Here is a 14,112-nt window from a genome sequence, read left to right as displayed (position 1 = left end):
CACGAGTGTGGTAACCATCAATGGTCAAGGCTACACCAGCTATGAAGTTACGGTTGGCGATCTTTTGACAATTTTAGATAATCGAGCTAATCAGCTATTTCCTACAGGTAATAGCTTGGACATTATGATTAGCAATGCTGAAATTAGAGCGCAAATCGGAAGCATCAGGACAGGGATGCCGGCTGATGTAGCTAATGTCACTATCAGAATATTACAACCACGTTAATTTATGATATCACTCTTTCAAATATTTTAACTACACGATCAACAGCGAACAGATCGAAGCCAAAGTGAAAACCTTCGTTTGATTGAGAAATGACGAAATTATCTACAAGATGAGCAAGAAGGGGTTTTCTTATCGTTAAAGAATTAAAGCCGTTTGAAGTAACTAAGGTTTCAATTATTGATATTAATCCTTCCCAGGAGATAGCACCGTTAATCGTGTAGCAGTTGAAACGACCATCTAGGTGGTGACTTAAACCTGTTGGCCCACTTTTAAGTTCTAATCCAGGAATGTCTAGGGAATCAAAGTGATAAATTCCTGTATTTCTTCCTACAATATAACTATCTATTCTTCTAAGGGCCGCCGGGGTAAGTCTTGTTGCTAAGTCAAGGCTTTCAGTGAGGCCGGCAGTAGGCCGAAAACATCCATCAACACTTATGCCTTGAGGAGAAAAAGCTACTTCATGGATCGCCTCATTTTGGTTGTTAGCCAAAACCATCCAGGCTTTGAGTAATCCTTGGCCGAGTTGTTTTGTTAATTTAAGGAACTGACTATAACCCATCGGGTTATCTCCAGCAAAGGTATAGAAGGGGGTAGGGTTTAAAGAGTGAATTTGAAATGGAGTAGTAACACTTTTAACGAATAGCTCAGAGGCGCAGCCGGGGCTTAGTCTCGCTAACTTTCTTGCTATTTGTGTTATATCTGTGGCCTTAAGTTTCTCTTGATAGAGATAACAGCCGCCTCTAGGAAGGCTTTGAACTCTCATTTTTGCTCCTTCTTTATGGTACCTTGTCCTTCTAATATATTTCGACAAGTTTTGGGTAAAATTTCACCAAGGTGATGATTAGATCTTGCTAAAATATCCCCTTGACAACATTTGACCATTCTTATATAATAATCGTCACGCACTTAATGGGTAACGATTTTACATAAATTTAACCCGAATTCATCAAGCGTAGAAAACGCACACTTGATGTGCGTTTTTTGTTGTTTCTAACAAAGTTCTTTGATAATTAAATAGATGAGAAACAGGTAAGAATTCTTGTCCGTGTCAATTACAGATTAAATAAAATCGGACAGAAATGATCAAGTTATAGCAGCACATAGAGGATACCTTGGCACTGCAAGTCGATGAAGGACGCGATTGGCCGCGATATTCCCCGGGGAACTGTCTAAATAGTTTTGATCCGGGGGTCTCCGAATGGGCAAACCCATACTGGTTAATTCCAGTATATCCTGACGTAAGTCAGGGTGACAACCCGCTGAACTGAAACATCTTAGTAAGCGGAGGAAGAGAAAGTAATAACGATTCCGGGAGTAGTGGCGAGCGAAACCGGAACAGCCCAAACCTCGATTTTATCGGGGGGTAGAGGGACCGCAATGTGAGACCAAAAAATCTAGCTGAACCGCTCTGGAAAGTCTGGCCATAGAAGGTGATAGCCCTGTAAGCGAAAGATTTAATGGCTCTAGCGGTATCCCAAGTACAACCGGACACGAGGAATCTGGTTGGAATCAGGGAGGACCATCTCCTAAGGCTAAATACTCTGCAGTGACCGATAGTGAACTAGTACCGTGAGGGAAAGGTGAAAAGAACCCAGGAATGGGAGTGAAATAGAACTTGAAACTGTGTGCTTACAAGCAGTTGGAGCCCCCCGATTTATCGGGGGGTGACAGCATGCCTATTGAAGAATGAGCCGGCGACTTACAATTACATGCAAGCTTAGGGTGTTGAGCCTGAGGCGCAGCGAAAGCGAGTCTTAAATGGGCGATTTAGTATGTAGTTGTAGACCCGAAACCGATAGCGACCTATCCTTGGGCAGAGTGAACTTCAAGTAAAATTGAAGGGAGGCTCGAACCTATTGATGTTGAAAAATCTCAGGATGACCTGAGGATAGCAGTGAAAAGCTAAACGAGCTCGGAGATAGCTGGTTCTCCTCGAAATGGTTTTAGGGCCAGCCTCAAGCTTATCTGCGTGGGGGTAGAGTACAGTTCGGACTAGGGGGCCGAGAGGCCTTCCAAATCCTTGCTAACTCCGAATACCATGTAGTAATTGCTTGGGAGTGAGACTACGAGGGATAAGCCTCGTGGTCAAAAGGGAAACAGCCCATGATCGTCAGCTAAGGTTCCTAAATGTATGCTAAGTGGGAAAGGAAGTAAAGTCGGCTAGACAGCCAGGAGGTTGGCTTAGAAGCAGCCATCCTTTAAAGAGTGCGTAACAGCTCACTGGTCGATCGATTTTGCGCCGAAAACACACGGAGCTCAAGCATACTACCGAAGCTACGGGTGGTCCGGATGAATAATCCGGATCGCGGTAGAGGAGCGTTCCGTTGTAGGTTGAAGTTGTGTCGCGAGGCACAATGCACGAAACGGAAGTGAGAATGTCGGCATAAGTAACGAAAATACGGGTGGAAATCCCGTACGCCGAAAGTCTGAGGTTTCCTGGGGAAGGCTCGTCCTCCCAGGGTAAGTCGATATCTAAGCCAAGCCCTAGCGCGGCTAAGCTAGGGGTAGGTGATGGCTAAACGGTTAATATTCCGTTACCGCCTATTTTGTTAACCAGAAGGACGCAGGGGGATAACTCATTACACTTATTGGATTGTGAGCCTGATTTATTTCGGGCGCGATGGGTGACTCCGCACTGACGAGAAAAGCTCTGGGTATTGTGATAGGTGATCGTACCATAAACCGACACAGGTGGACAGGCTGAACAAGCCAAGGCGCGCGAGATAACTCTCTCTAAGGAACTAGGCAAAATGGTCCCGTAACTTCGGGAAAAGGGACGATCCGATTCATTTCGGATCCTCAGATATCAGACTTCCGCGACTGTTTAACAAAAACACAGGTCTCTGCTAACCCGTAAGGGGATGTATAGGGGCTGATGCCTGCCCAGTGCTGGAAGGTTAAGAGGATGTTTGAGATTATATCAAGGACAGAATCGAAGCCCCAGTGAACGGCGGCCGTAACTATAAATAGGACCTCTCCGCCACAGGCTGAGAAAAAAGTTGTAGTTACGAAAATAAATTTAGCTATATGCTGGAAACTCCGGTGTATCCTTCTTTACTAGATAAAATTTTATTTAGTGACAATAAGCAAGGTGCGGACAATCAGCAGGAAAGGTCTTGATATGCTTGATTTGAATACTGTTCCATTTAGGATTGGTTGTTATTTTGCTGGTTTTGCCGATGGAGAAGGGAGCTTCAATGTTTCTTTCAGGCCCAGGGATGATTACAAAAATCCCTGGAAAATATCTTTGTGTTTCAATATTTCCCAAAAAGACAAGGTGATCCTGGCTTTGTTTAAAAGATATCTGAATTGCGGAACGTTGAGGAGCAGACCCGATGGTGTTTGGTATTATGAGGTAAATAATTTTACCGCCATCATCGAGAATGTGATCCCCTTTTTCAGGAAATATGGTTTTTTGTCGGCAAAAAAGAAAAGAGACTTTAATAAGTTTCAGCAAATCGCCATGATAATTGGCAGTAACCGTCATCTTCATGAATCCGGGATCAGAGAGATCCTGGAAATTAGAAAAGAGATGAACGACGGCGGTAGAAGAAGGCATACTGACGAAGAAGTTCTCAGTAAAATCAAGGAATCCTCAGAGACTACACGCTAAACTCCGATTGACCGTGATCGGGGATGATATAGTCCGATCTTTATGGCGACATAAAGTTAACAATTTGAACGGTCCTAAGGTAGCGAAATTCCTTGTCGGGTAAGTTCCGACCCGCACGAAAGGCATAACGAAGGAAGTGCTGTCTCGGAGAGAGACTCGGTGAAATTGGGATGACCGTGAAGACACGGTTTAACTGCACCAGGACAGAAAGACCCCGTGGAGCTTTACTATACCCTAACTTTGAGATTTGACGCCGCTTGCGTAGCATAGGTGGGAGGCTTTGATCCCCTGTTTTTGGATGGGGGGGAGCCAACAGTGAAATACCACCCTGGTTGTGTTAGATTTCTAACCCTGGCCTTGTTAAGCTGGGAGACAGAGTTAGGCGGGTAGTTTGACTGGGGCGGTCGCCTCACAAAGGATAACTGAGGCGTTCAAAGGTACCCTCAGCACGGTTGGAAATCGTGCGTCGAGTGTAAAGGCATAAGGGCGCTTGACTGCGAGACGTACATGTCGAGCAGGGACGAAAGTCGGACTTAGTGATCCGGTGGTTCTGAATGGAAGGGCCATCGCTCAACGGATAAAAGTTACCCCGGGGATAACAGGCTGATCTCCTCCAAGAGTTCACATCGACGAGGAGGTTTGGCACCTCGATGTCGGCTCATCGCATCCTGGAGCTGGAGCAGGTTCCAAGGGTTGGGCTGTTCGCCCATTAAAGCGGTACGTGAGCTGGGTTCAGAACGTCGTGAGACAGTTTGGTCCATATCCGGTGCAGTCGCAAGGAAAATTGAGAGGAGTCCTTCCTAGTACGAGAGGACCGGAAGGAACAGACCGCTGGTGTACCAGTTGTGGGGCCTACCTGCAAACGCTGGGTAGCCATGTCTGGAAGGGATAAATGCTGAAAGCATCTAAGCATCAAGCCCACCTCAAGATTAGTTTTCCCATCTGGATCCCGCAAGGGTGAAGGAGTAAGACCCCCTGAAGAACACAGGGTTGATAGGCTGGAGGTGTAAAGGCGGCAACGTCTGAGCTGACCAGTACTAATCGGTCGAGGACTTATTTATTCTCTCTATTCTCGCATTGCGGGGATTTATTTCTGGCTTCAACGCTAACATATTTATACGAAGGTAAAAATCCCGGTGACCATACCGGAGGTGACCCACCCGTTCCCATTCCGAACACGGCAGTGAAAGCCTCCCGGGTCGATGGTACTCCTTAACTTCGTTTTGGGGGAGAGTAGAACGTCGCCGGGGTTTTTGCCCTCGATAAACCCCCACACCAAAAATATTTTTGGTGTGGGGGTAAATTAAAAAGCGAATACGAAAGTATTCGCTTTTTTGTTATAATACTTTGGTTGTACAACCCTCACCCCCGGCCCCTCTCCCAGGGGGAGAGGGGAGAAAAATTAATTTACAAAGAAAGACTAGTCCCTCTCCCTTTGGGAGAGGGATTTAGGGTGAGGGTAAATAAAATGCATAAGGTCACGGACCAATCGATTATTGCTGGCTATCTGGAGGACAGCTCCAACCTGACGGGCGGCTCCGCTGAAGGTTTGTATTTACCAAGTGATGAAAAAGAAGCCAGGGAAGTCTTACTGGAATGCGCCGCCAAGAAAGAACCCTTAACTTTTTCCGCCGCCCAAACCGGGACGACCGGAGGGTGTATCCCATTTGGCGGCAATATTCTTTCGGTCCAAAAACTTACAAAAATAATTAATATCGATCCGGTGAAAAAAACCGCCCTTATTCAATCGGGGGTTACCCTGGAGGAATTGGCCAAGGCGTGCGCCCCTTACGGCTTGTTTTACGCCCCTGATCCGACGGAAAAAAGCGCCACGATTGGCGGGAACGTTAATACCAACGCTTCCGGCGGCCGGAGCTATCGTTTCGGCTCGACCCGCGACCATATTCTCGGCTTAAATGTTTTGTTAACCAACGGTGAAAGCCTGGAGCTAAAAAGGAAAGTAAGCCCGGCCAGGGGGCTCAAAAACGCGGCCGGGTATTACTCTAGGTCAGGAATGGAGCCGATCGATCTTTTTATCGGACAGGAAGGGACCCTGGGATTTATTTCCGAAATCGAAGTCAATCTACTGCCGAAAATGGCCGATACTTTTGAGCTGGTCGCATTCTTTAAAACGGAAGAGGTGGCACTCGGTTTTGTTGAAGCGGCAAAAAAGTCCGATGACCGATCGATCAATTTCTTTGAATATTTTGACCCCAACACCTTGCAAATGCTGGGGCGCAGTTACCCTCATATCCCACGGGCAAGAGAAGCGGCGGTCTATATCGAGCAGGAGCTCACCGAACGGAACGGAAATTATCTGGAGGAGTGGGAGAAACTGTTGTCAGCCCATGATTCTTCGCTGGAAGAGGCCTGGATCGGGAGCGACGCTAAACAACAAGCGCTCCTGCGGCAGTTTCGTCACGCTATCCCGGAGCATATTAACGAATTGTTCAAAGAGCATCACCTGGTCAAAATGGCGACTGATATCGCCGTACCGGAGGGGAGGTTCCGCGAGATGTTTAATTATTATAATGATCAGCTGAAAGCTGAAAGCTTAAAGCTTTTTTTTATAAAATTTGGACATATCGGCGATAACCATCTACATGTCAACCTGTTGCCTAAAAATGAGGCGGAAAAAGCGACAGCCCGGGAATTAATCTTGCGGTTTGTCAGGAAAGCGATCGAACTGGGGGGGACGGTCTCGGCCGAGCACGGGATCGGCAAGATCAAGCGCGATTATTTGCTCGAAATGTATGGAGAAAGAGGGATAGAACGGATGAGGCGGACAAAGAAAAAATATGATCCTCAAGGGGTACTCGGGAGAGGGAATATCTTTACGCTTAAATAGCCGCTTTGACATTCAAACTAAATATGGTAGCATTAACCGGGAATTAACCCCGGAATTCTTGACCGCCGATAGGAGGAATTTCCGCGGTTAAAGTGTCGGCTAATTGAATTAAATAAAAAGGGGGTGAAATGAATGAAAAAACTTATTTCTGTTATCACCGTTTTATTGTTAATCGCGGGACTCACCGTTTCCGCGAACGCGCAGGTGAAGAAGGCTAGCCCGGCGACCAAGGCTCTGCAAATGCAGGCTGCTGCTGGTTCTAGTTCGAGCTCTTCAATGGCCGGAAAAATGGCTGTTGGATGTTTGGGCGGTACCCCGGCAATGAAGTTTCATTTTAATGATGATGTCATGGGGACCATTGGCGCCTCGTTCACTACCGGCAACGCTTCCACGACCTTCATTATTGGTAAAGTTGATTACAACTTGAATTCTATCAATAATGTTCAGACCGCGGTAGGTGGTTACTTTAGTTCGTTTTCTGCTGGCGGCGCTTCGGTCACCACTTTTGGCGGGACCTGGGGGATGAATACGATGATCCAACCCAATCTTTGTGTTGGGGCTGATATCATTGTTTTATCGATCACTTCCGCTGGTGGGGCAAACACGACCAGTATTTTACCGGGCGTGTTCGTCAATTTTGGCTATTATTTCATGTAAAAAGATCTCTTGAAAAAGCCCTCGCTGGGTTGGTCCCAGGAGGGCTTTTTTGTTTGCTGGCCCGCTAAAAATATGCTAATATGGCCAAGTGATTTCTCAGATTGTTTTGTTCTTTGAAGCGGCGCTTATTTCCCTGCTGATCACCTACCCAGTTGTTGCCGGTTTGCGCTTTTTTAAAGTGCGCCAATTTATCAGGGCAGAGGGACCGCAAAGCCATTATGGCAAAGCCGGGACCCCGATCATGGGGGGGATCGGTTTTATTCTGACGATCCTGATTTTTGTCTTGATCTGTATCAATGTCGAAATGGACTTCCGCTATATGGCCCTGCTTTTTCTGATGCTTGGTTTTGCCGGGATCGGGTTGTTTGATGACCTGACCAAAACCTTGAAAAAACAAAATCTTGGCCTGACCTTCTGGCAGAAGATCATCCTGCAATCGGTATTTGCCGCAATTTTTTCTTATTTCCTGGTAACGATCGGCTATCACCAACAAGATGTTGGTGAGCCTTTGGCCTATTTATTAGGCTCGGTCTTTATTATTGTTGGGACAGCTAACGCGACCAATCTGACCGACGGACTTAACGGCCTGCTTGCCGGGACTGGCTCACTGGCCTTTGTTTTTTTTGTGTTGATCGCCAATCGCCTGGGGAGTGTTGACACGGCGACCTTTGCTTTGATCGCGGCCGGGGCGACGGCCGCGTTTCTTTTCTATAATTTCCCCAAGGCGCAGGTTTTTATGGGAGATACCGGTTCGCTAGCGATCGGAGCGCTGCTCGCCGGTATGGCGATCCTCTTGCATCAGGAACTCCGCTTGATAATTATTGGCGGGGTTTTTGTGATCGAAACGCTTTCGGTGATAATGCAGGTCGCTTCTAATAAATTTTTTAAGAAGAGACCGTTTAGGATGACTCCGCTTCATCACCACTTTGAACTTTTAGGATTTAATGAGGTCCAAATCGTGCTTGGTTTTTGGGGGGTTGGGTTAATTCTAGGAATAGTGGGGCTGCTTTTATGATAACCTTCACCCAGTTTTTTCAACTTGATTATTTTTTCTTTCCGCCCCTCTCCCAGAGGGAGAGGGGTTGGGGTGATGGTTTATGAACGGGAAAAAAGTCATTGTTGTCGGCCTGGGGAAGAGCGGCTTTTCGGCCGCCATCAAGCTGGCTGGATTGGGCGCAGTAGTTACCGCGACCGATCAGAAGGGGGAATCGCTTTTTTCCAAAGAACTATTGGGCTTATTAACCGGCAAGGGAATAAAACTGGCGTTGGGGGGGAATCCACCCGAACTGGCAGCGGGGGCCGATCTGGTCGTGGTCAGTCCAGGGATTCACCTGGATATTCCGATCCTTGCCTCGGCCAGGCAGAAAAATATTCCGATCATCTCTGAAGTCGAACTTGCTTTCCGTTTTTTAACCAAACCGGTCATTGCCATTACCGGGACCAACGGCAAAACTACCACTACTACTTTGATCGGGGAGATGCTCAAGGCTGGAGGGAAGAGGCTTGCGGTTGCCGGCAACATTGGACTTCCTTTGATCGAGGTTGACGATTCTTCCCTTGATTATGTGGTAGCGGAGATCAGCAGTTATCAGCTTGAGGCGATCGTTGATTTTAAGCCTTTTATCAGTGTTATCCTGAACATTCAACCGGACCATTTGGAACGGCATCATACGCTTGCCGAATACATCGCCCAAAAACAAAGGATCTTCGCGAACCAGACAGGTGACGATTATCTTGTATACAATGCCGATGATCCTCAAGTAGTAAAAATGGCCCAGGAAGCAAAAGCGCAACTGGTTCCTTTTGCCAAAGAAGAGGCTGCTCGAATAATTTCGCTTGTCCCGGAGGAGATCAGGATACCAGGCCGGCACAATCTGGAGAACGCGCTGGCGGCGGCGAGCGTTGCCGCTCTTTGCGGAATAAAAAAAGAGAAAGTTGCCAAAGTGCTTAAAACCTTTCCGGGAGTAGAACACCGGATCGAATTTGTCCAAAAAAAGAAGGGGATAGGGTTTTACAATGATTCAAAGGGGACCAATCCCGATTCAACTATAGTAGCGATCGAAACCTTTAAAGGGAAAGGGCTGGTCCTGATCCTGGGGGGACGGGATAAAGGGGTTGACCTGGATGAAATGGTTAAACGGATCAAAGATAACGTGAAGGCGGTTGTTTTGATCGGGGAGGCGGCCGATCGCTTTGAAACCGCTTTGCGTAAGGCGGGGTATGACCAAATATTCCGGGCGGGTTTTTCAATGGGGGACGCGGTCCGTGAAGCCTATCGTTTGGCGGAAAAAGGGGATATTGTACTTTTGTCGCCAGCCTGCGCCAGTTTTGATATGTTCAGTAATTATGAAGAGCGCGGACGGATCTTTAAGGAATTATGCCTAAGCTTAAAATAGATTATTGGTTTTTGTTGTCGGTCATTTTACTTTCTGCCATCGGGACCGCGACTATTTTTTCCGCCAGTCCGACCATGGGGCTAAAGTACGGCGACATGCTTTTCTATATCAAGCGCCATCTGCTGTTTCTGGTTTTAGGTGTTGGCGCAGGATTTTACGGCTTCTATCTTGATCTGGCCAAGCTAAAAAAGGTTTCGCCCCATTTATTCCTGTTTTCCCTGATCTTCCTGATCCTGGTCTTTATTCCCGGAATAGGGCATAACATTAGCGGAGCTTCCCGCTGGATCGACCTTGGGATATTATCTTTCCAGCCATCCGAACTGATCAAATTTACTTTAACCGTTTACCTGGCAAAAATGTTGTCCGAGAAAAAAGCGAATATTGGCGACTTTATCAAAGGAGTTTTGCCCGCTTTATTGATCTTTGTTTTTGTTGCCGCGCTTATCATTAAACAACCGGACCTGGGAACAGTGCTGGCGCTGGCCGGTTCGGTCTTTGGCATGCTTTTTGTCGCCGGGATGGAATATTCGCAGTTTGTTTTTCTCGGATTATTTGCGGTTGCCGGAGTGATCGTTTTAGGCGTCACTTCCGCGTACCGTTTAAAACGTTTTCTCGCTTTTTTTGATCCCTGGCAAGACCCCCAAGGGATCGGTTTCCAGATCATCCAGTCGCTTTTAGCGGTCGGATCTGGCGGGATTCTGGGGTTGGGGCTTGGGGCCTCAAGGCAAAAATTCTTTTATCTCCCCCAGCAATTTACCGATTTTATTTTTGCCATTCATTGCGAAGAGACCGGTTTTATCGGAGCTTTCGTGGTTATTTCTATCTATGTGCTGTTTGCTCATCGCGGTTTTTTGATCGCCTTGGGAGCGAAAGAGCAGTTTAAAAGTTTATTGGCGACCGGCCTGGTAGCCTGGCTGACTACACAAGCGATGATCAATATAATGGTGGTGGTGGGGCTGGTCCCGACCACCGGGATCCCTCTGCCGTTCATTAGTTATGGGGGAACGGCGACGATCATCAATCTATTTACAGTAGGTGTGATCCTGAATATTTCCAAGAAAGGATCAGCATGAAGATCGTCATCGTTTCCGGCGGGACCGGCGGGCATATTTATCCCGGGATCGCTATTGCGCAGGGGCTGATCGCGCGGGAGCCGGAGAGCAAGGTCCTGTTTATCGGCAGTGAAGAAGGGTTGGAAAAAGGATTGATCGCCAAGTCCGGGTTTCCGATCAAATTGATCAAATCCCGCGCCCTTCTCCGCAAGTTTTCTTATAAAGCGGTCTCCGCTCCTTTCATTTCCATGATCGGTTTTTTTCAGGCTTTATTTTATCTGGCACGGGAAAGGCCTAATGTTCTTATTTCGACCGGAGGCTACGCCAGTTTGCCGGTCGTTCTGGCGGCAAAAGGCCTGGCGATCCCGATCTTTATTCATGAGCAGAATGTTTTGCCGGGGGTGACGAATCGCCTGTTTGCCCGTTGGGCGAAAAAAGTCTTTCTTTCCTTTGATCGCTCCAAGGAGTATCTGCCTCAGGGAATCGTCACCGGGAATCCGGTCAGGTCAGGGATATTTGCTTCCGACCGGGAAAAAAGCCGACTGCGCCTTGGCTGCCGTCCGGGTGACAAGCTGGTCCTGGTCGTTGGCGGAAGCCAGGGGGCGAGAAGCATTAATCAGGCGGTGATCAATTCATTGCCGAAGATCAAAGAAGGGATAAAGATCGTCCATATTATCGGGAGCCGGGATTTTTCACTGATAAAGAGGGGGGAATATCCTTTTTATAAACCGGTGGAATACATGTATAATATAGCTGATGCCATTGCGGCGGCCGATCTGGCGGTCAGTCGGGCCGGGGCGACAGCGATCGCAGAATTTTTAATCCGCGAATTGCCCATGATCTTGGTCCCATTCCCATTCTCGGCCGAAGGCCATCAAGAGCTTAACGCGCGTGTTGTTGCCGATTCAGGCGCCGGACTGCTGGTTAATAATAGCGACCTGACGCCGGAGCGCTTCGCGGATCTGGTAAACGGACAATCGCTTGATCTGAAGAAAATGAAAGAGGCCTGCCGCGAACTGGCCAGGCCGACCGCGGTCCAAGAAATAATTAATGGCATTAGATCTTAATAAAATTAAAAGTATCCATCTGGTGGGAGTTGGCGGGTGCGGTGTGTCCGGCTTGGCCAAGATCCTGCATGAAATGGGCTTTAAGGTCAGCGGGTCTGATATCAAGGAAAACCCTAACACCGTTCGGTTAAAGGATATGGGGGTCAAGATCCAGATCGGCCATGATGCCAACAATATTCGCGGGATCGATCTGGTGGTCTATTCTTCGGCGGTCAATTTTGAAAATCCTGAAATGAAAGAGGCGCAAGCCAAAGAGCTGCCGATCCTGAAGCGGGCGGAAATGCTTGCCTGGATCATGTCCCGTTCCCAGAACCGGATCGCCGTTGCCGGAACGCATGGCAAAACTACCACGACCGCGATGATCGCGAAAGTTCTGGACGCGGCCAAACTCAACCCGACCTTTTTGATCGGCTGCGACATGGATTACGTGGGCGGCAACGCCAAAATGGGGAGCGGCGGTTTTTGTGTCGCCGAAGCGGACGAATCGGACAGCTCCTTTCTTTTCCTTTCCCCGACCATCGAGATCATCACGAACATTGAAGAAGACCACATGGAGCACTTTGGCAATACCGATGAGCTGCTCCGGACCTTTGAGGAGTTTGCTTCCCGTGTTCCTTCAACCGGGTTTATTTTAGTTGACGGGACCGATCCTAACAATCGCAAATTGATGGGGAAGACCGGGCGGCGGTTTATTACCTACGGACTTGACCCGGCAATGGAATACAGCGCGAAAAATTTAAAATATTCCAAGTTTAATTCCACATATATACTGCTTAGAAATGGAGAAGAAGTCGGCGAGGTCGGGTTATCAGTCCCCGGCTGGCAGAACGTCCTCAACAGTCTGGCGGTTTTCGCGATCGGGTTTGAGTTTGGGATCGATTTTTCCCTGATGGTTGGGGCGCTTCAGTCCTTTGTCGGCGCCCGGCGCCGTTTCTCGATCGTCGGCGAACAGTCCGATGTCATGATCATTGACGATTACGCTCATCATCCAACCGAGATCAAAGCGACCCTTTCCGCCGCCCGGGCCGGTTGGCCGAAGCGGAAGATCATTTGCGTTTTTCAGCCGCACCGCTATACCCGGACCAAGCTGCTGCAAGATCGTTTTGGGGCCGCCTTTGACGACGCCGACCGGGTCATCATTTCCGATATTTATGCCGCTTCAGAAAAACCGATCCCCGGGATAACTGGTCGGTCGATCTCCAGCCTGCTTGATAAAGAAAAAGCTTCATACATACCCAAAAAAGAAAAGATCGTTGAACAGCTGATGAAAGAGCTTAAACCCGGCGATATGCTTTTAACGGTCGGAGCGGGAGATATCCATACCGTAGCGAAAGAGATCCTGCTTAGGCTGAAGATGAGGGAAGGGGAAAACGGGAAGGATTGATTTAATGAAGTATAGCAAGAACGAACCATTGAAAAAACATACGTCGTTTCGAATAGGCGGGCCCGCCAGGTTGTTTTGCGTGCCAAAGAACCAGGCTGAGCTGGCCGAAGCGATCCAATACGCGCGGGAGAAGAAAATAAAATACACTATCCTTGGCGCGGGGACCAATGTCCTGGCCCTGGATAAGGGTTTTCGGGGACTGGTTATCAAGCTGGCTACGGGATTAAAAAGGATATATTTTAAAGATAATTTATTATTTGCCGAAGCCGGTGTATATTTGCCCCATTTGGTCCAGGTTGCCCTTAAATGCCGCCTGACTGGTTTGGAATTTTTGGCCGGGATACCGGGGACAGTTGGAGGCGCTGTCGTCATGAATGCGGGGGCGTGGGGTAAAGAGCTCTCCGGCTTTATTGATCATGTAAAGGTGCTTGATAAAAATGGGGAAGAATTTGTTCTGACCGGAAAAGAGCTGGGTTTTGGCTATCGAAAAAGCGTGATCGAAAAACGGAGTTTAATTGTTGTAGAAGCTGCTTTTAAGCTAAAAAACGGCCAGACCAAATCGATGCGTCAAAAGATCAATGACTATTTGGCGCAAAGGAAGTTGAAACAACCCCTCGGCATCCCGAATGCCGGCAGCGTTTTTAAAAATCCGCCAAAAAGGACCGCCGGAAAGCTGGTGCAGGACGCGGGGGGGAAGGGGTTGCGCTGCGGCGATGCCCAGGTATCTGAAAAACACGCCAACTTTATAGTCAATCTTGGTGAAGCGTCGAGCCGTGATGTTCTGAAGCTGATGACCAGCCTGCAAAAGATCGTTAAAGCAAAGTATAAGGTCAACCTTGAGCCCGAGATTAAACTTATGGTAGAATAAC

Annotated in this window: 10 protein-coding genes and 2 rRNA genes; 11 read left to right on the top strand and 1 reads right to left on the bottom strand. The window is 48.0% G+C overall.

What is annotated here, in order from left to right:
- On the top strand, positions 1–226 hold a 226-nt coding region (locus KKF06_03585), incomplete at its 5' end, for a hypothetical protein (protein MBU1616851.1).
- 1 nt (position 227) lies between these two features.
- On the opposite strand, the gene KKF06_03580 is transcribed toward KKF06_03585, so the two are convergent.
- Positions 228–989, bottom strand: coding sequence for a hypothetical protein (locus KKF06_03580; protein ID MBU1616850.1), 762 nt, complete (start codon positions 987–989; stop codon positions 228–230).
- Positions 990–1,306: 317 nt separating this feature from the next.
- Between KKF06_03580 and KKF06_03575 the strand changes: the two genes are divergently transcribed.
- From KKF06_03575 to murB, 10 genes are all read left to right on the top strand, one after another.
- A 23S ribosomal RNA gene (locus KKF06_03575) occupies positions 1,307–4,901 on the top strand.
- Between the two features lie 70 nt (positions 4,902–4,971).
- A 5S ribosomal RNA gene (rrf, locus tag KKF06_03570) occupies positions 4,972–5,089 on the top strand.
- Between the two features lie 218 nt (positions 5,090–5,307).
- Positions 5,308–6,687, top strand: a complete 1,380-nt coding sequence (locus tag KKF06_03565) for an FAD-binding oxidoreductase (GenBank protein ID MBU1616849.1) — start codon at positions 5,308–5,310, stop codon at positions 6,685–6,687.
- A gap of 132 nt (positions 6,688–6,819) precedes the next feature.
- On the top strand, positions 6,820–7,344 hold the full coding sequence (locus KKF06_03560) for a hypothetical protein (GenBank protein ID MBU1616848.1): 525 nt from the start codon (positions 6,820–6,822) through the stop codon (positions 7,342–7,344).
- A gap of 88 nt (positions 7,345–7,432) precedes the next feature.
- Positions 7,433–8,359 (top strand): phospho-N-acetylmuramoyl-pentapeptide-transferase, encoded by a 927-nt coding sequence (gene mraY / locus KKF06_03555; protein ID MBU1616847.1) that lies wholly within the window; start codon positions 7,433–7,435, stop codon positions 8,357–8,359.
- Positions 8,360–8,441: 82 nt separating this feature from the next.
- On the top strand, positions 8,442–9,740 hold the full coding sequence (gene murD / locus KKF06_03550) for a UDP-N-acetylmuramoyl-L-alanine--D-glutamate ligase (GenBank protein MBU1616846.1): 1,299 nt from the start codon (positions 8,442–8,444) through the stop codon (positions 9,738–9,740).
- Positions 9,722–10,813: a putative lipid II flippase FtsW gene (gene ftsW / locus KKF06_03545; GenBank protein ID MBU1616845.1), complete on the top strand. Its 1,092-nt coding sequence runs from the start codon at positions 9,722–9,724 to the stop codon at positions 10,811–10,813. The genes murD and ftsW overlap by 19 nt, the downstream gene beginning before the upstream one ends.
- Complete coding sequence (gene murG / locus KKF06_03540; protein ID MBU1616844.1) at positions 10,810–11,859, top strand: undecaprenyldiphospho-muramoylpentapeptide beta-N-acetylglucosaminyltransferase; 1,050 nt, start codon at positions 10,810–10,812, stop codon at positions 11,857–11,859. The genes ftsW and murG overlap by 4 nt, the downstream gene beginning before the upstream one ends.
- On the top strand, positions 11,843–13,243 hold the full coding sequence (locus KKF06_03535) for a UDP-N-acetylmuramate--L-alanine ligase (protein MBU1616843.1): 1,401 nt from the start codon (positions 11,843–11,845) through the stop codon (positions 13,241–13,243). The genes murG and KKF06_03535 overlap by 17 nt, the downstream gene beginning before the upstream one ends.
- A 4-nt stretch (positions 13,244–13,247) precedes the next feature.
- Positions 13,248–14,111, top strand: a complete 864-nt coding sequence (gene murB, locus KKF06_03530; GenBank protein MBU1616842.1) for a UDP-N-acetylmuramate dehydrogenase — start codon at positions 13,248–13,250, stop codon at positions 14,109–14,111.
- Position 14,112 lies beyond the last annotated feature (1 nt).

It is taken from the genome of Candidatus Margulisiibacteriota bacterium (genome assembly GCA_018822365.1).
In the GTDB taxonomy this organism is placed as follows: domain Bacteria; phylum Margulisbacteria; class WOR-1; order O2-12-FULL-45-9; family XYB2-FULL-48-7; genus XYB2-FULL-45-9.
Note: the sequence above shows the minus strand (reverse complement) of the source record. Positions and strands in the feature narration are given on the sequence as shown.